The organism is Brevibacillus halotolerans (assembly GCF_026891775.1).
Lineage (GTDB): Bacteria > Bacillota > Bacilli > Brevibacillales > Brevibacillaceae > Brevibacillus_B > Brevibacillus_B halotolerans.
Genome location: NZ_JAPTNK010000007.1, coordinates 249,268 through 270,817 on the forward strand (window position 1 = coordinate 249,268; position 21,550 = coordinate 270,817).

Annotated in this window: 3 protein-coding genes; all 3 read right to left on the reverse strand. The window is 44.2% G+C overall.

Annotated features, from left to right (window positions below):
• Positions 1–11 precede the first annotated feature (11 nt).
• The 3 genes from O0550_RS11690 to O0550_RS11700 all read right to left on the reverse strand — a co-directional run bounded on the left by O0550_RS11690 (position 12) and on the right by O0550_RS11700 (position 21,449).
• Complete coding sequence (locus O0550_RS11690) at positions 12–7,661, reverse strand: non-ribosomal peptide synthetase (RefSeq protein ID WP_258426381.1); 7,650 nt, start codon at positions 7,659–7,661, stop codon at positions 12–14.
• A 140-nt stretch (positions 7,662–7,801) separates the two neighbouring features.
• Positions 7,802–19,507, reverse strand: coding sequence for a non-ribosomal peptide synthetase (locus O0550_RS11695; protein ID WP_258426382.1), 11,706 nt, complete (start codon positions 19,505–19,507; stop codon positions 7,802–7,804).
• Between the two features lie 1,501 nt (positions 19,508–21,008).
• Positions 21,009–21,449 (reverse strand): hypothetical protein, encoded by a 441-nt coding sequence (locus tag O0550_RS11700; protein WP_258426383.1) that lies wholly within the window; start codon positions 21,447–21,449, stop codon positions 21,009–21,011.
• Positions 21,450–21,550 lie beyond the last annotated feature (101 nt).

The window sequence follows — 21,550 nt, forward strand, 5'->3', positions numbered from 1 at the left end:
ACTACCTCTCCTTAGATTTTGATAGATTTGAGTTTCCCTGATATTTTAGTAAGCTTGTCGATAGAAAGCTTGTTGTAGCCTACATCACTTGGGGTCAGATCGGTACCTTCTTTCGTAAGACAGTGGTCGATGCAGCGAATCAATTGGGAACGGTACATCTCAGCAAGACGTTCAATCGTTGCTGAATTGTATTGCTGGGAGCTATACATCCAGTGCAGGGTCAATTGGTCGTCTGCAACACTGCCCGTAATGTCGATCAAATTGCTACGGTTACTTGACGGGCTAAATAAGGAGCCCGTCGGCATCTCAGCTCGTTGGAAACCAGTTGAGGATTTTCCATGGCCGAATTGCCCCAGATAGTTGAAGCTGATTTCAGGCTTGATCATAGGTAGATCCTCTCTTTCCAGCGAATTGTTCATGTACCGTAAAATCCCGTATCCGATCCCCTTATTCGGAATTTGACGAATGGATTCTTTGATCATCTTAATTTGATAGGATAGATCTGAAATATTGGACATATCTAGCACAAACGGATACATACTGGTAAACCATCCGACGGTACGGCTAATGTCGACTGTATGGATGATATCCTCGCGACCATGACCTTCAAGCTCGACGGCAAAGCAATTCTCACCTGTCCACTCATGCAAGGACAATCCCAATGCGGTCAAGAGCAGATCATTCATTTCGGTCTGATATGCATGATGAACGCTCGTGAGCAGGTTCTTTGTCGCATCTTTGGATAGTGCTGATGTGATCACCTGCATGTCGCCCCATGTATTTCCACCAGCTAAGTAATCTGCCGGAATACTTGCCACCTTGCTCTTTTCTAGCTGAACCCAATAATCTAGTTCCTTATGCACTGTTTTTCCTGAAGCATAATCCGCCAACTCGTTTGCCCAATGTTGATAGGAATGCGTCTTCTGCGGTAGGTTGATGGGTTGCTTGGAAAGGACTTGTTGATAGGCATTTTCCAAATCCTCAAGGATAATGCGCCAGGATACACCATCAACCACAAGGTGATGAATCGCGATCAACAAATAGTCAACTTGTTTCGTACGGAAAAGACCTGCTTGGACGAGTGGCCCCTCCTGCAAATTAATGCCAGATTGAATACGCGTTCCCTCGCGCTCAAGGCGGACCCTCACGTCTGATTCATCAAACAAATCAAGTACTTCTAGAGTAAACAGCTCTCCTGTGTTGCTTCGATTTATCTGACAAACCTCAGCGATAGCATCTTCCTTGGTTATATACACCATCCGCAATGCATCATGATGTTCCACCAGTTTTTGCAGGGCTTGGCACAGAGCTACTTCGTCTATACCCGCTGGATGAGTTAACATCATCGCCTGATTCCAATGATGTGCATCAGTGAGATTTTGAGTAAAGAACCACCTTTGAATTGGCGTCAATCTGACTTCACCCTCAACTGCTCCTTGCTCAATTACGATGCTGGTAGCACTGATATAGGGTGTCAACTGCTCAATTGTCGGATTTTGAAACAAATCTCGGATTGTCAGTTTAAGGTTTTGACTGTTCAGACGAGCCACAATCTGAATTGCCTTGATCGAGTCACCACCAAGGTCAAAGAAGTTATCCTTCACCCCGACACGTTCAACGCTTAGTACATCGGCCCAGATGTTTGCCAGTGTTTCTTCGATGCTGGTGGTAGCCGCAATATATTCGGTTTGAGCAAGCATTGTAGCATCCGGCTTCGGTAAAGCCTTGTAATCAACCTTGCCATTAGCAGTTAATGGGAATTTTTCCACGGCGGCAAAGTGGCTGGGAATCATATAATCTGGCAAAATGCGAGCCAGATGTTGGCGTAGTTCGTCCGTGCCAATCGACTTAGATGCGATATAGTAAGCACAAATCATGTCGTTGTGTATAGTAACCGCTGAGGCAGTAATTTCTGGATACGTTAAGAGTTGGGCCTCAATCTCACCCAATTCCACGCGATAACCTCTTACTTTTACCTGTTGATCTATACGGCCCAGATAGATCAGATTACCGTCTTCGCCCCATGAGACCAAATCCCCGGTGCGATACATACGTCCGCCAGGCACAAACGGATCATCAACGAATTTCTCAGCAGTCAGGTCGGGACGGTTCAAGTAGCCACGCGCCAAACTGTCACCTGCCACGCATAACTCCCCTGGCACACCGATTGGCTGTAGCTGCGATGCTTGGTTTAGTACATAGACTCGGACATTGTGAATCGGCTGACCGATTGGTATGTGTGGCATCTCTGATTCGATACGATATCGAGTTGTAACAACTGTATTTTCTGTCGGGCCATAATTGTTGACCAACTGATAACGCTGAGGGGTATACGATTTGAGCTTATCTCCACCAGTCAGCAACAGACGAAGTGATTGGTTTGATTCAGGCAAATTCATGAACGCTTCGCATATCTGTGTTGGCAAAAAGCTTACTGTTATGCAGTTTTTTTCGAAATATTCGTTCAGATGATCAATACTGAGACGGATATCAGGGCTTATTACGTGCAACGATGCTCCCGCAACTAAAGTAGGGAAAATTTCCCATACAGATGCATCAAAGCCAAAGCCTGCATATTTGGTAGTGATATCGTTTGCTGAAAGCTGATATTCACATTGGTGCCATAAAGTCAGATTAACGAGGGAACGATGCTCCACCATAACCCCTTTTGGTTGTCCCGTAGAACCAGACGTATAGATGACATAGGCCAGATGATTTTCGTTGGTTTCTGTAGGCTGCAATGCTTGCCCTTCTTGATATAGCTCTACATCAGTCAGGTCAAGTATATCTCCAGTAAAGTCAAAGGCCTCCAGATTCGTACCACAGTTAGTCAGCATCCATTTCGTGCCACTGTCAGATAACATATACTGCACACGATCGCTCGGATACGTCGGGTCAATAGGCAAGAAGGCTCCTCCCGCTTTAAGGATAGCGAGGACACCAACAATCATTTCTAAAGACGGATCAGCCATGATTGCTACGATGCTTTCTGCCCCCACTCCATTTTTCTGAAGGAAAGCAGCTAGATTGTTAGCTCGACGATTCAATTCGCTGTAGCTGAGGCGTTGATCCTGATATACCACCGCAGTTTGCTCTGGGTGTTTATGCACTTGCGCTTCAATTAATGCATGGATTGTTTGGTTCAGCTCATGATCACGACTTGTCCGATTAAATCCATCGAGTAGTTGCTCTTTTTCCGCATCTGTCACTAACTCAATCTGTTCAATTGATAGATCAATCTTTTCTACCACTTGGGCGAGGATGTGGACATAATGCTTTGCCATCCTCTGTAGGGTCTCACGCTTGAAAAGCTTAGTGGCATATTCCCAATCAAATACCAGCTTATCGTTCATCTCTCGCCCTTGCAGAGTAAGATCGAACTTGGCGACTTGATAGTTATATGTATATGGTTTGGTTTGTAATCCCGTGAACCCCTCGAATCCCAGCTCGATATTTTGCAAGGTAAACATGGTGTCAAACAACGGATTGCGACTTAAATCACGGCGTAATCCAAGTTGTTCTAGCAATAATTCGAGCGGATAATCCTGATGCTCGTAGGCTTTCAGCAGATTCTCCTTGACCTCATGTAGAAACATCCGAAACGTTTTATCTGCGTTTGGCTTATTCCGAAGTGGAATCGTATTGACAAACATCCCGATAATCGACTCCAGATCGGCATGTTGTCGACCGGCGATGGCTGAACCGACGATCATATCCTGCTGACCCGTATATTTGGCAAGTAATACGTTGTAGGCAGCCAAAAGGGTCATGAACAGCGTAGAACCATTTTGTGCCGACAGCTCTTTAAGTTTGTTTGTCAAATCGGTATCTATTTCAAAACCAATTCGGTCACCTTCAAAGCTTTGCATAGCCGGTCGCGGGTAGTCAGTCGGCATTTGGAGCACTGGTAATTCACCTTTACATTGTTCTTGCCAGAAAGATGCCTGCTCATCGGCTTCACGATCGTTCAGCCGTTCTTGTTGCCAAACAGCATAATCCTTATATTGAAGGTAGGGCATTGGCAGGTCTTGACCACTATACAGCTTCCCTAATTCTTGGAAAAATAAATGAATAGAAACACCATCTGCAATTATGTGATGCAGGTCGATCAGGAGAACTGAGCGTCTCGCATGTAATCGTACGAGTGCAGCCCGTGCCAATGGTGCAAGTCCTAGATCAAATGGCTGGATCAACGATGTGATCACATCATCCACATTTTCTTCCATCGCTTCCTTCACGATCAGCGGAATTTCTGCGTTTGGCTGGATGCGTTGTACCAGATGATCCTTTTTCATAGCAAAAGAGGTACGCAATGCCCCATGTCGGCGAGTCATCTCATCCAATGCATCACGCAGACGATTAAGGTCTATCTCTCCCTCGATATCAATCATCATCGGCATGTTATAGCTGGTCTCCACACCCTCGAACTGACTGATGACAAATATCCGTTTTTGGGCAGGTGTGGCTGTATACTCATTATCCTCAGTCGGCGCTGCTAGCTGAATCGATACGTAGTTCCCCATCTCCTTTTGGGTAACATAAGCAGCCAGTTCACGTACGGTAGGACGCTGGAAAATTACCTTGAGCGGCACATCGACATTGAACTGCTTATAAATACGTGATACCAGCATGGTCGCCTTAAGCGAATGACCGCCCAAGTCAAAGAAATTATCGGTCACCCCTAGCCGCAATACCCCCAGAATTTCCGACCAAATCATTGTCAAAGTCTCTTCTGTAGGATTAGAAGGAGCTACATAGATACGCCCCGATTGCATGTCTGGCTTAGGCAAAGCGCGACGATCAATCTTATTGTTGGGTGTGAGTGGCATATCTTCTAGTTCAATAAACGCCGAAGGAATCATATAATCTGGAAGGATTACTCCCAAATCACTGCGAAGCTCCTCCTGCGTAATTGGCTCGGCTGGAACATAGTATGCACACAAACCTGGGGTCCCCCCCTGTTCGTAAACAGTGACGAATCCTTTTTGTACCGCACGATGGTTAAGTAATTGCGCCTCAATCTCACCTAGTTCGATTCGGTAGCCACGTATTTTTAACTGATGGTCAATCCGTCCCTGAAACTCAATCATGCCATCTGCTAGATATCTCCCCACGTCACCAGTGCGATACATTTTATAACCAGGACGGAATGGGTCATCGACGAACTTCTCTGTCGTTAGCTCTGGCTGGTTTAGATATCCTGCTCCCACATTCTCGCCAGCGATATAGATTTCTCCACTAATCCCCACTGGTTGCAATTGATTGAAGCGATTCAAGATGTGGATTTGGTTATTGGCGATCGGACGACCAATTGGTACAAGCTCTAAAAGGCTGTCTCCTGCTTTCATGGTCAGTGTGGTGACGACATGCGTTTCAGACGGACCGTAGTGATTGTGTAGTTGAAGCTCATGCTTTTGAAGATAATCGATGAACGAAGCTGGAATAACCAATGGCTCACCTGCTGTAACGATATGCTTGAGATTCACAGGCAATTTCTCCACATAAAGCGGCTCTGCGATGATAAATTTAACTAGTGCAGTCGGTAAAAAAGCTGTTTCAATCTGATGTTTCTTCACAAACTGAAGCAGACGAAGCACATCTCGTTTTTCATCACTAGCGATGATGTGTAGCTCTCCACCTTTGAGCAAAGTTGAAAAAATCTCCTGCGCACAAACATCGAAACTAATCGTTGTAAATTGCATCACTCGATCGAATGTAAGTGAGGTGTTCGCGTATTCAAAGCTGATCAGGTTTACAAGATTGCGATGCTTAACCAGAGTACATTTTGGCTTTCCCGTTGTCCCTGAAGTATAAATGGCATACAAAATATCCTGTGAGGTATTGATTCGCTCTGGATTTTGGTTATTACGATTGTTTAAATCCGGTATTTCGGAGAGCTGTAGCACCTCACCGCTAAAGAACTGAGCAACTTCTGACTTTTTGTCAGTTAATAGCAGGCGCGCTCCACTGTCCTTCAACATATACGTAATCCGTTCCGCTGGATATTCAGGATCGATTGGTAGATAGGCTCCCCCTGCTTTTACAATAGCAAGCAATCCAATCACCATTGGAATCGAACGTTCCGCCAGAATTCCAATGATCTCGGATGGTTGTATCCCGCGATCACGCAAGCGATGTGCCAGTTGATTTGCTCTACGGTTTAGCTCCGCATACGTAATCGACTCCCCATCATGAACCACAGCCACTTGATCAGGTGTCTGAGCCGCCTGTTCCTCGAACAATTGATGAATCGTTTTGTCTAGTGGATAATCGGCTGTAGTATCGTTACATCTTGCCAGCGTGTTTACATCGTCTTCCGTAACGATATTGATCTTTTGAGCAGCAATCTCTGGGTCGTGTGTGATCTGTTGAATAATCACTTGAAGATGCCGTCCGAGCCTGTGGATAAACTCCTTCGTATATTTATTGGCGTTGTAATTGAATGTAAGTGTCAATTGTTTACCAGGAACGACAATCACGTTGATCCCGTAGTTGGTTTGTTCAAACGCCTCTAGCTTTCCAAGTGTAAAGCCTAAGTCGCGACCACTGCCGTATTGTCCTAATTCTGATTTAAGCGGGTAATTCTGAAAAACAATGATATTGTCAAACATTTCTTGCTGCCCACCGTCAGAGGCCGCTTGGATATCAGCGAGAGACACATAGGCGTACTTTTCTGAGGAGAGAGCTTGCTTTTTAATCTCCTGCACGAGTTGTTCAAATGTAATCCCACTCCCACCATTGACACGGACTGGGATCGTATTGATGCAGACTCCTACAATTTTATCAATACCCTCAATCTCTGACGGACGACCGTTTACTACCGCACCGAATACTACGTCGTCATTGTTATTGTAGCGTTGCAACAAAATGCCCCAGACTGCTTGAAACAGATGGTTGATTGTCACCTGATATTTCTTCGCTAGTTTGGAAAGCTCTGAAGTAGCTGCTTCATCAAACTTGAAGAAAAGTTCCTCTTGACGGTAACCAGATTCGATTTTGACACCATTCGGATAAGGTGATGGTAAAGTGGTCTGCTGGTCGTAGTTTTGCAAGCAGGCTTTCCAATAATCAAGGGCCTCTTCTTGATCCTGTTGCTCCAACCATTTGATGTAGCGGCTGTAGGGTACGACTCTATCCATTGGAAGCTGCTTATTCGTGCGAGCCTGTTCATACAATCTGAAAAAATCATCCATCACAATCCCGAAACACCAACCATCCATTAAAATATGATGGTAGCTCCAGATCAGATTCCAGCTTTCGTCCCCTCTCTGTACGACGGTGTATCGAGTCAATGGATCGCCTGACATGGAAAAACCCTTCGCTTTATCCGCATTTTTCAGATCAGTCAGGTAGGTATGCTGCTGTTGTTCATTCAGATGGCGTATATCGCGATAATCCACCTTGATCGGACGTTGTTTGAGTACCACTTGTAATGGCTTGCTTACATTTTTATAAAGAAAAGCAGTGCGCAGAATGCTATAACGACTAATCAAGTGATTGGCTGCCTGTTCCACAAGCTCGACACTTAATCCGCCTTGTATGGGAAAATCGAGCTGTTCAAAGTATGTATGTTGCTCCGTGTCTTTTAAGGAATGAAACAGCATCCCTGCTTGCATGGGAGATAAAAAGTAAATATCTTCTACATTTTGCTTGTCAAACATGCTTATACATACACCCCTCATTCCAATATTTAGTAGGTTCTTCCATTGGTAGAAAAAGTGTCTCCAGCGCACACAGCCACAAGACCGTATCTGTGTGCGCCAGAGTAATTTTGCTGGTTTTCGGGGATGATCGAATTACTTCATCTGTTAAAAAGATCCAGCGCTGCTTCTAGGTCATCAAAGCTCAAACCGCTTGAGGTAAAATCGCTTGGGGTTAACTCATTGGTTTGCTTACTTACACAGTGCAAAATACAACGCAGCAAGTTCTCTTTGAACCGCTCCAACAGGCTTGCGATCGTTTTTGCTTGATGGATCTGGGTGTTATATAGGACAGAAAGCTTTAATCTACCGTCTGTTACCATGCCAAGGAAATCAAGCAAATAGGTTCGCTCGGCTCTTGGACTGAACATTTCACCGACAGACTTGTCAGATGCTTGGAATAATCCCACCTGTTGACTGTTGTCAAATTGACCAAGATAGTTAAAGCTAACTTCTGCCTGTTTGCCGGTAAGCGGTGTTTCGCCGAGGTAATTCAGGATGCCGTAGCCAACGCCTTTGTTGGGAATTTGGCGAAGAGATTCTTTCATCTGTTTGATTTGTTCACCTAAGTCTTGCAGTGAATTCATCTTCAGTACCACAGGATAGATAGAAGTAAACCAGCCAACTGTTCGTGCGACGCTGATATCCGCTATAATCTCTTCACGGCCATGACCTTCTAAATCAACGCGGATCTGCGTCTGTCCACTCCATTCGCTTAGTGTTAATCCTAGTGCAGTCAGCAGAATATCGTTAATCTCGGTGTTATAAGTGTGATGAGCATGTTTTAACAAATCTTCCGTTTCTTTTGTACTCAGCCAGATCGTTTCTTCCGTTGTTTCAGCCCAACTGTTGCATGACGATGTTGCATCCTTTGGTATTGGTTCGGTTGTAGTTTGTAGCACAGATTGCCAGTAGCTCATTTCTCTTTGTCCCATACGGGTGCTGGCGTATCTGGTAAGTGCCTCTGCCCAGTCTTGGTAGGAGTGTGTTTTTTCAGCAAAGTGAATCAACTGATCACCTATAGCCTGTTCGTAGCCACGGGCCAAATCTTCAAGCAGGATGCGCCACGAGACACCATCTACTACTAAATGATGGATCGCCAGCAATAGATAGTCACCTTCCGCCGTATGGAATAAGCCGGCATGGATAAGCGGCCCACAAGTCAGGTCGAGACTTTGTTGAATGCGGGAAGCCTCTGTTTGGATGGCTAAATCAAGCTCTTTCTCAGCACTCAGATGGCTCAGGTCAATCACCTCAAAGCCATACAAACACCCTTCTTCCCCACGGTTTACTTGATTGATATCAAGCTCGGATATTTCATAGGACATACGCAGAGCATCATGGTGTAACACCAGTTCGTGCAAGACACGACAAAGGGCTTGTTCGTCAAAGCCTTCACGACGATAGACCATCATTGCTTGGTTCCAATGATGAGAATCAGTGAATTTCTGAGCGAAGAACCATCGTTGAATTGGTGTCAATTCCACCGCCCCTGTAACCATGCCCTGATCAGCCTTGGCTTCTAGCGGTTTGACATACATGCTGAGTTCCTCAATGGTTGGATTCATGAAGATGTCTTTAATCTCTACTTTCAATTGATGCTTGTTCAACAGGGCAATTACTTGGATAGCCTTGATCGAGTCTCCTCCCAGATCATAGAAGTTACTTTGAATACCGATTCGTTCTTCTCCTAATACTTCTTGCCAGATCGTGGCGAGTATAGCATCTGTCTCGTTTTGCGGTGCTTTATAGGAGATAGCGGCCTCAGCGGATTTGTCAACTGGAGGCAATGCCTTTCGATCTACCTTGCCGTTAGCGGTCAGTGGTAGCCGCTCTACCTCAATAAAATAGGCTGGCACCATGTAATCCGGGAGTGATTGAGCAAGCCATTTGCGCAATTCATTCGTAGTTACCACCGAATCAACCGTAAAGTATGCCGCTAGCATGTTACTGTTACTATCTTGCCAAGCGACGACAGCAACCTCCTTGACAAATGGATGCTGCATGAGTGTTGTTTCAATCTCGCCCAGTTCAATTCGGTGTCCACGGATTTTTACTTGGGCATCCATTCGGCCTACATATTCCAGATTACCGTCTGGAAGCCAACGCACTAGATCGCCTGTGCGATACATACGCTCGCCCGTAGCAAACGAATTGGCAACGAACTTTTCATCGGTCAGCTCCTGCTTATTCCAGTAACCGCGTGCTAAATTAGTCCCTGATACACATAACTCGCCTGGCACACCGACTGGCTGAAGCTGATTGTAAGAATTAAGCACATATGCCTTGACGTTGTGGATCGGCTTACCAATTGGAATGCTACTACCTGCCTTTGTGATGAAGCAATTGGTGGCAACGACCGTATTTTCAGTTGGCCCATAGTTGTTTACCAGCTGATAGCTTTGCGGTTCATAGGTTCTAAGCTTATCGCCACCCGTAAGCAGATAACGAAGCGATCGGTTACAAAGACTCATGAAGGTCTCACATAGTTGGGTTGGCAAAAAGCTGATCGTGATACGATTTTGTTCATAGTACTCATTAAGTTTGTGAATATCGTACCGAAGTTCGTCTCCGATTACATGGATAGTGGCCCCACTAATCAGGTACGGGAATATCTCCCAAACCGAGGCATCGAAGCCGAATCCAGCGTATTTAGTCGTAGCATCATCGGCAGTGATACCATACTCACTCCGATGCCAGAAGCACAGATTAACAAGGGAACGGTGCTCGATCATAACACCTTTGGGCTTCCCTGTTGAACCCGATGTGTAGATGATATATGCCAAATTAGATGGCTGCGTCATCTCTGGAAGGTTGGCTACGTCTCTCTGATAGGAAGCCTGATCAGAGATTCGAATAACCTCCCTTGTGTAAGCATCGAGCTTTACGTCTTGATTCGTGTGATGGAGTAACAGCTTCGCCTGGCTATCGTCAAGCATATATTGGATGCGTTCAGCAGGGTATTCTGGATCAATTGGCACGAATGCAGCTCCTGCCTTTAGTATGGCAAGTAAACCGATGAACATCTCTAAGGAACGATCCGCCATGATGGCGATGACCTGCTCAGGACCTGCTCCCTTTTCACGCAGGGTATGGGCAAGTTGATTCGCTTTCTCATTGAGTTGCTGATAGGTCAATGCCTCTGAGCGAAATACAACTGCGGTCTGATCAGGTGCTAGGAGCGCTTGCTTTTCAATCAAAGCATGAATCGTCTGTTCAACCGGATGCCCCCATTCCGTACGGTTAAAATCATGCAATAGTTGTGTTTTTTCTGCTTCTGTTATTAGCTCGATGTCGACAATAGAGAGCTGGGGCTGTTCTATGATTTGCTCCAACAGATGGATCAGATGTTTAGACATCCGCACAATCGTCTCGCGAGTAAACAGCTTTGTGCTGTATTCCCACTCAAAACGGAGTCGGCCGTCTTTCTCCACGCACAATAAGGTCAAATCAAACTTGGAAATCGGGTATTGGTAATCATATGCTCTGACTTGGACATCTTGCATCACGTTGTAATCAATATCCACATTTTGCAAGGTAAACATCGTGTCAAATAACGGATTACGGCTTAAGTCGCGGCGTATGCCCAGCTTTTCGATCAATTCTTCGAGTGGATAATCTTGGTGTTCGTGGGCTTGAAGCACGTGTTCCTTTACTTCTGCAACGAACTGAATGAATGACTTATTGGCTTCAGGATAATTACGCAGCGCGAGCGTGTTGACAAACATACCCATTATCGGCTCTACATCGGCATGTGGGCGACCCGCAATCGGTGATCCTACGATAATATCTTCCTGATTCGTCCATTTAGCCAAAAAGACATTGTACGCAGCAAGCAATAGCATATAAAGCGTAGTATCAAGACTTGTAGCCAAAGCTTTCAGTTTTGCGGTCCAGTCTTCGTCCTGATCGATCCAAATACGATCTCCCTCGAAACTTTGGACAGATGGGCGCTGGAAATCAGTTGGTAGCTCTAGCATAGGTGGCTCGTTCGTAAATATGTCAAGCCAATACGCCTCATGCTGTTGATTCTCTTCACTGCCAAGGTAAGATTGCTTCCAAACTGCATAATCCTTGTATTGTATGTGAAGCGGCGGCAGTGACTTACCTTGGTAGTACGCCCCAAGATCGTTCATAAAAATATTCAACGACACCCCGTCTGCGGCGATGTGGTGCATATCGACCACGAGGATAGCGTGCTCTGGAGCTAGTTCAATCAGGGTGGCCCGAAGTTGTGGAGCTATACGCAAGTGAAACGGTCGTATTGCATTACTAATCGAGTCGTGTATCTTCCTATCAGCAGAAGATACGGCTTCGGTGGTCTGAATCTGTACAATCTCCAAAGATACATAAGCGCTCTCATGAATCCGTTGCACGAGTACGCCATCCATCATTTCATAGCTGGTACGGAGCGTGTCATGGCGAAGAACAACAGCTTCGAGAGCTTGTCGTAAGCGTTCTTTATCCAGGTTGCCGCGTAATTCTGCGATGACTGGCATGTTATACCCTGTCTTCACACCATCAAACTGACTAATAACATAGAGCCGTTTTTGTGCGGAGGTAACAGGATAGTGAGTCATGGCTGGCGCAGACTCTATCGTAGTAAAGGATCGAACAGCCGCTTGCTCGATATAGCCTGCCATCTGTTGAATCGTCGGTTTGTGAAAAACCTCTTTGAGCGGGAATTCGATACCAAAATGCTTATGAATCCGCGCTACCAGCATTGTTGCTTTTAGAGAATGACCTCCTATTTTGAAGAAATTGCTGGTTACACCCACATTCTCGACTCCCAAAACCTCCGACCAAATCTCGGCCAATGTTTCCTCTGTTTCAGTACTCGGGTCCACATACTCATCCATTGTCATAGACGAGTCGGGAATCGGCAGAGCGCGACGGTCAATTTTGCCATTGTGATTGAGTGGCAATTCATTCAGTGGAGTCAGGTAAGCTGGCACCATATAGTCAGGTAATGATTCAGCTAAATAGCTATGGACAGCCTCTGGTGACAAGGCTTCCTCCGCCACATAGTACCCACACAGACTGGCATTCGTCCCATTTTGATACACCATGACAAATGCTTTGCTAATCATCGGATGGTTCAACAATTGAATTTCGATCTCTCCCGGCTCAATTCGATAGCCCCGGATTTTTATTTGATGGTCAATACGCCCTAAGTATTCAATCGTGCCGTCTGGTAACCATCGGGCTATGTCACCCGTGCGATACATAATCTCATCTGGCGCAAACGGATTTATCACAAATTTTTCAGCAGTTAATTCTTTTCGGTTAAGATATCCTAGTCCAACCGTGTCACCTGAGACACAAAGTTCCCCCGGTACACCAACAGGTTGAAGCTGCATTTCTTCACTAACAATGAAAATTCGTGTATTGGCTAGTGGGCGTCCAATCGGTGGAATCCCCATGATCGACTCTTTTGCCTTCATCGTTAGGCTGGTAATAACGTGCGTTTCTGACGGTCCATAATGGTTGTGCAACTGGATATCATGCTGATGCAGATAGGCGATGAACGATTCTGGCAGGACTAGCTGCTCACCTGCAACGACCAAATGCTTCAACGTTTTCGGTAATTTTTCCACATAATACGATTCATTAATGATGAATTTAAACAATGAGGTCGGCAGAAATGCTGTCTCCAACCTGTATTCTTCAATAAATGCTAAAAGCTTTAGGATATCGCGCTTGTCATCATTTCCGATGATATAAAGCTCCCCACCCGCCAACAGCGTTGAGAAAATTTCCTGATAGCACACGTCAAAGCTCATAGTGGTAAACTGCAAAACTCGTCTAAAATCAAGCGTGGTCCGGTTATATTCAAAATGAACAATATTAGATAAATTGCGATGTGTAAGCATAATTCCTTTTGGATGACCCGTTGTACCAGACGTATATATGGCATACAACAAATCGGACGAAGTGTTGATACAATCTAGATTATCTGCATTGTTATGCTGGTATATGGTGTTATCTAGCTTGATCACGTCGCCATTGAAGGGTAGATCTGCCATATCACGATCTGTTAGTAACAGGGTACTACCACTGTTTTCTAGCATGTAGCTGATTCGCTCTTTCGGTAGCGCCGGATCAATTGGCAGGAAAGCCCCTCCCGCCTTGAGAATAGCAAGTAAACCGGTTAACATCTTAATGGAACGATCAGCCATAAGCCCTACAACCTGATTTGCTTTGACCCCTCTTGTTCTTAAGTGAACGGCAAGTTGGTTTGCATGTCTGTTCAGTTCCTTATAGGTGATCGTCTGAACTCCATCCCCTTCGACAACCGCTACAGCATCTGGGCTACGATCTACCTGCTGTTCAAATTGTTGATGCAACGTCAGGTCTCGTGGATAATCCATCTCTGTTTGATTAAATGACGAGAGCAGATGGATGTCTGCGTCAGAGAGGAACGTTACCTGAGAAAGAGGCTGAGCTACATCTTCACTTATTGCCGTAAGAAGCCGTTCAAAGTGGGACAGCATTCGTTCCATCGTATCATCGCGGTACAGCTCCGTATCATATTCAAGCATAACCTGTAAGTCTTCTCCTGCTTCAAAGACCTGAACGGTAATATCAAACTTAGACGTTTCGCTGTTCTCGATATGCATCGTCATCGTAGCATCTGCCAGGTCAATCGCACGCATTTTGGCATTTTGAACAATAAACAACACTTGAGAAAGAGGATGAAGATGTGGCCTACGTTCAAGAGAAAGCTCGTCTACTACCATCTCAAACGGAACGTCCTGATTATCGAACGCTTCCAGTGTAGCTGCTTTTACTTTTTGTAAAAGATCAGCAAAGCTTTCGGTCATATCGATATCTGCACGAATAGCCAATGTATTCACGAAAAATCCTATCAAACGCTCGATCTCGACTTGATTCCGGTTAGCTGTAACGGATGAGACAATAACATCACGCTGGCCAGAATAACGGGACAGCAGGGTTAAAAAGGAGGATAACAGGGTCATGTACAGTGTTGCGCCCTCTTGTTGACTTAACTTCTCCAGTTTTTTTCGTAGATGTGAACTGAAATTTCGTTCAATAGTTTTACCCACACGTTTTGAATGAACGGGACGCGGATAATCAGTTGGCAGTTGTAATTCAGTTGCATCCGCAAGCTTATTTTTCCAATAGGTTAATTGATGGACGATCAGTTCATCTGAGAGCAGGTTTTGCTGCCAAAGTGTATAATCTGCATATTGAATCGGCAATTCTGGCAATTCTACGCGCTTTCCAGCTCTCATTTGGTCATAGGCATTAGCTAATTCCTCAATGAATACCCCGACAGACCAACCATCGGAGACAATATGATGAATCGAGACCACCATGACATGATCATCGTCTCCGGCCCGGATCAACACCGCACGAATAAGTTGATCCTTTTCTAAATGAAATGGTGTAGTCGCTTCTTGACGGATGTGTGCTTGTACTGCCTGCTCACGTTCACTGAGGGGTAGATGAGTCAAATCCACCAACGGCACTTCCATTACCTGTTTTGGATCAATAATCTGTACCGCCTCGTCCTCCTGTAAAGCAAATCGGGTTCGTAGTATTTCATGTCGGTCCACAATTAGTTGCACCGCTTGTGAAAGCAGATGAACGTGAAGCTTCTCTCCTTTCAGATGAAGGCTTACGGTGTTGTTGTAGTATGGGCTTTCTGGGTTTAATTGGTATAGGTACCATTGACGCTTTTGTGCGTTAGACATTGGGAGAGTGTTTCCGTACACAGCTTTTGTGATCTTACGCTGCTCTTCTGTGTTACATGGACTCGCTCCCATTTGATGTTCAAGCTCTTTGGCAAGTTCCTCAATCGTTGGATTAGCAAACAATACACGTAATGGAAGGTCCACCTGACACATTTCTCGAACCTGTGTTAGCAGTTGTGTCGCCTTAATTGATTGTCCACCTAGAGCAAAAAAGTTATCATGGACTCCAAAATCATCTGTTCCAAGTAAGCTTGACCAAATGCCAAACAGAGCATTTTCTAAGGGAGACCTAGGTTTGATACGTTCGACGTCTCCTGCTTTTTTAGCTAATGCCACAAGCATTGCTTCACTATCGGGTTCCCCTGTCTCGGTGTACAACCATTCATCTGTTTCATGCAACGCCACTAGGATTGGCTCACCAGAGTTTTTGGTCAGAAGAATTTGCTCTGTCTTTTCTCTCAATGTTTGATTCGTCAGATCCATGGTTTGATCCAATTGGAAAAAGAGATGAAGGATTTTTTGTCTCTTAGGCTCGACAGCCAGAAGCTTGGACATGTCCGGTTTGGATTCGTCAATCCCTACATAAAGGAAGGCATCATTGGCCATCAAGCCTATCAGCCAGGAATAAAGACCTTTAACAGAGCGGATCGCTTGATGCCCCCGGCTTTGCAGGATCTTTTTCATCACCAGCAGGTCACGTCCCATCCCGATGTCATCCCATAAGCTCCAGGCAAAGCAATATGTTTTCACATCACCACTCGCCTGCATATACTGGCTGAAGCTTTCCACGAACTGATTTGCCGCCGCATAGGCACCCGCCATATAGCCAGAAGACAATGTAGTCGTTGAGGATGACGTGATATAAATGCTGTTAGGCCGATTTTTCATAAGCTGATAAAGCGCAAACGTACCATACACCTTTGCCTCGAACATTTCATCTAATGTGGACATGGTTTCATCCTTGAGCAATGTCTCTCGGTAGACACCCGCCAGATGAATCACTCCATTCAGAGCTTGGCCAAAACGTTCCTCCCACTCAGCAACGATAGCTTCGAGCTGCACAGGATCAGCGATATTACATGCAACATAGTGAACTTCTCCACCATTTTGTGCCAAGCTTTTAAGCTCCTTGAGACATTTCATTTTTTCTTTTGTACTAGTTGATCCGTCAGTATAGCCTTCCTCTACATTGTCTGGAAGCGTTGTTCGACCAACAAGAAGCACTTTTGCCTGGCAGTGACGCAATAGATGCTCGGTAAAAAGCTTCGCTACTCCACCAAGACCACCAGTAATTAAATAAAAACCGTTTTGTGTCAGCGGGCTATCCGAAAGCGCTTTATTTTCCAATTCCACACGGGTTATTCTTGGGCTATAGCGCTTATTTCCACGATAAGCAACGATAGCTGTTTTGGAATAATCCGTTTCATCTTTTTCCTCAGCTAATTTGGCGAGGGCTAGAAGATTGTTTAGCTCTTTTTTTATGTATAGACTGTAGTTCTCATGTACGTCATCAGAAAAATCGATATGAAGAAATGTTGTCTCTGGGAATTCATGCGGTAATGTTTTGAAAAAACCAATCAACGGAGAAAAAGAATAGGAAATCATTTCCATGTCATTCGTTTGGTAGAGATTATGTGTAACCAAGCTAAACGTTGATGGTTGTAAATTGCGATCAGCCATGACTTTTGCTAGGTGGACGATCGCATAGTTGTGTTCTTGTATGGCTTTCAACTCGTCTATCGTCTGTGGCTGACTCCCCGCGACACTATTACTCATCCCATGCAAATAGAACACATGCGAAACGTCAAGCTGCTCTTCTTTCAGGGCGCCGAATAATTGATCGAGGTCATGAGGTTTATTGAAATTAGCGACATAGTGAAGTCGACTAATTTTGGAGAATTCTTTTCCGTTTGTAACGCTAATACATTCTCCTTCATCCATTTCTCCTACAACAAACTTGCTCGCCAGATCCATCGAATCAATCATGAGTAGACAATGGCCAGCCAGTTGCACATCCTCGATATTCGTCATATTCACAGAAGAAGTCTCTTCCGCTGGAGATTCGACCCATACCGGCTTGTAGAACCAGCTCGGAAGCGTGTTGTCATTTTCCAGCTTTAGATCAATTTGCTTGAGAATCTCGTCAAACTCTCCCTTAGCCAAACGTCTGGAAAGCTCGGGACGCTGGATTTTTCCAGAGTTCGTTTTCGGGAACTCCTCCTGTGTAATTGGAACGATTAACGCTGGATTTAGACCCATCTTGACGTTAAGATGACGGCGAATTTCTTTGATTACACCTAAGCAGGATTCCAGATCAGGTTCTTCAGGAACGAAGAAAATTGCCAGTTCATCGCTGCCGCTAGACACCTTGGGAATGGAGACAGCCGCGGAGAACGTGACCTTTACGCCTTTTACCTCTTCCACGAACGATTCTATTTCATAATTATGAATATTATTTCCGTTGATGATAATTACGTCTTTTTCACGACCGGTGATTGTTAGCCTGCCTTGATGCAGGAAGCCAAGGTCGCCTGTGATAAACCAGCCATCCTCGACGAATACTTCTGCATTCGCTTCCGGGTTTTGGTAATAGCCCACCATGATGTTGTTACCTTTAACCTGCAAGCGTCCAATTTGGTTTTCTCGAATTACGTTGTTGTTGGAATCGACAATACGAATGGATACACCTGGGATCGGCCCGCCTACTTCGGTAAACATTACATGGTTTGGATGATCTACAGGAACACTACGAACCGTTCCCCCAAGCGATGCCTTATCCAAAATCTGATACCCACTGGTCGGAGATAGTCGATTGAGAAGCTTATTAAAAACAATTCCTGAAGAAGTCTCAGACATCCCAAAGGAAGGAGCCATCGTATCATCAGGCAGTCCATGAGGTTGAAGCAGGCTGAGGAATTGCTGTACAACCTTAGAAACGACCGGCTCTCCCCCATTCAGAATATGCTGCATGCAGGAGAGATCCCAGTTGTTTTGCTTGATTTTTTCGGCTTGATCGTTCACCAGCGCAAATGCGAAATTCGGTGCCCAGGTCATTGTTGCGCGATAGTGGTTAATCCAGTTAAACCAATTTAGTGGATTTGCAATAAAGCTGTCGATTTTGGGCAAAATCTGTTCACTTGCCAGATAGACACCAAGCACATGAAACATCACGATTCCACCCACGTGATCCAATGGCATCCAATTCAGAATGATTTCATCCGATGTAAATTTATGGCATGCAACGGTGCCGCGTGCACGAGCGAGAATACTTTCGTTGCAATGCTGCACACATTTCGGGATTCCAGTGCTGCCTGATGTCAAAAGATGAAGTACAAGCGAATCTGGTGAAGCCTCGTAATACTGCTGATCTGGCTCATTTTGTAATAAAGGCTCCAATGCTACATAGCGTAGCTCGTCCGTCTCCCAAAGGTTTTTTAGTTGATCAATCGATTCAATCAATGCCTCGTCTGCTAGCACCAATGGCTTTTGTAATAGCTTCCAAGCGTTATAGATACGGCTGATTCCAGAATTCCAGTCTGTATAAGTCGGTGCAATGGCGATCGGTGTCGGTAAAAAGCCACCCAGTACACAGGCCCAAAACGCAGTGACGAAATTTTTATTATCATCGAGCTGGAAGATCACTGGATCGCCTGGTTGAAGTCCTTGTTGCCGCAACCCCCGCAGGATCGACTCTGCCTCTTGCAATAATTGGGCATACGTCATTGTGACTTCGCTACCATCTAGTTGAACAAAAACCAGCTTTTTGTCGTGGGCGATACGAGTCGCCCGCAAGAGAACCTCGACTAGCGTACCCGGCTCATCCACCGCCAGTTGTAGCTCTCCCCCAAAGCTGTAAGCAAGAGGCAAGGTTTCATCCCTCTCGTCATGGTGCGATGTAGATGCAGAAGTTTGGCTCCCGGTCAATAATTGTTCTGATTTCCAGTCTGAGAAAAAGTGACTCAGATGAACGGCTGGCACTGTAACAGGGTCCTCTGTCGCCAGCACAGCTATTTGTCCAATCCCTTTCAGCGTCTTCAGCTCTTTTTCCAAGTCGATTGGAATCGTCCGAGAATCAACAGATTGTGACATATTCTGAAACTCCCTTCGTTACGATGGATAGTGAAAGACTGGGTAATCTTGTCTAAAACAAATTGTTCTAAATTTTTTGAAACTGCAAATTTCAACCTGACTAAAAATATGTATGCAGAAAATATTAATCCAAAACATAAATAAATGCAATTTTTATTATGTAAAAAAATATAAGCTAATCTTTAAACAAGTATAAATAGCATTTATTTACATGAAAGAAAATGACATGTGAACTAGTAAAAAGCGCAGCTTATCCACCCTCTAAATAAAGGCCCCGTTCTTGACATACCAGGCTTTATCTACTGGACCTTAGTAACCACTGTTTTATCGCTTATGTCCAACATTGTAACTGCTTTTGGTATCAAAAGCTTACCTGAAGTCATCAAATGGGTTCAGTCTGTTCTGTTTACTGTCTATGCTAGGAAAGAATACATGTAAAAAAGTCATTTTAGTGAAATTTAAAATAGGTGTGTCAGATGTTATATCAGATAGGACTAACGAGGTACTTTACTCAATATTTCCGTGGAGCGATCAATCGAAATTTACTTGCATAAAAAATCTCTCAAAAATCAAGAATCGCCTTCTCAGTTCAAATCGCGGACAATCAAAATCAATTAACTCTGCTAATAAAAAAGCGCATTACTAATTGGTATTGTAAGTATTAGGAAGTATTTACAAATCATATTATAAATAATTTTTACAAAAAAATAAATAGATTCATATTTTGTAAAAGAATTCTTTTTCACAATCCTCCTCTTAGAATTTTCAATTTGTTAGTTAAATAAAAATGTCACTTTCCTGTAAAAAGGGAGCAGATTTGTCCATTTTGGGTGATGAGGGGAGCATTTTACGTAAAAAAGAAGGGGTTTCTTTGATGCACCTCACATCAAAGAGTAAATTGTTACTTTTTATTATCTCACTAACATGTAGATGTATGGGCTAGTTGATCTTTGAAGCATTTTTACATACGATCACACTTCATATCCCTTTAATAAGTCAATTCGATCACGTTTCTCATCTCCGAGATCGATATCCATTTCACAAAACAAATCTATCTTATCTCATCGTTTGGGCAATGAAATAAGATAGATTTGTTATTTTTCTAGAATCCTATTCACTTTTTCTCAATCGGCGTCGAGTTTCCCTAGCTCCTGATCGAGTGGTACCCTTTCCCCTCTTTTTTCCTTCTACTGTTAGATCAAGTAGCACAAGTAGCTGAACAAAAGATATCAGCAGAATGCATAATCCCTCTTCATTTGACTGTTTCAAGCTCTGCTTGCTGACGTTTGGGTATGCTCTCGCTATCGTATTCCTAATTATCAAAATCGCCATCATCTGGTCATCTGTTCTTTCTGACAAGTTCGGGAATTAGCTAGTTCTCTTAATCTTCTGGTTTTCTGGAGTCTGCTATCGTCGTGTGTTAAAAATTTATTATAACAAAATCTTCATTCCTAGGTGATTCTTACAGATTACTTCTTCCTTTCCATACATCAAAGCCATCTTACAAAACGATTTGACGCTTAGATTGCTGCAATTCCCCGTGGGGAATTCTCTTCTCCTGATACTCATTCCATAATCCGTTTAACCATTCATCGCTATATGTAAACATCACACTATCAAAAATCAGACCAAAATCATAAGAAATATATGCTGCCAAATCATCTTGTGAGCTTATCTTGAGCACCTGCAAAAAGATGTTTTTACGTAGCTCTTCATCCGTTGATACATATAAGGAAGAGAGGCTTTCATTTTTCTTGAGGGTAGATAGTTCAGTGTAAACCCGCATCCATTCCTTTGCAAAGACAGGATCATCACGTTTATCAAGGAGGTTCTCAATGCTAGCTTCATCCCATTTTTCTAATATAGGCGCCACATAAATCTGAAAAAAGTCCAATAGTTTTTGTTGAACCGTATTTGGGACTGACCCCATAACGTGAGACAAATCAAAACACCTTCAAGAGAATGCAACCATGTCGTAAGATATGGAAGTAACCTGGAGGTGTTTTTTCTTTGGCAACGAGAGTGAGTTACCCTATGGAAATT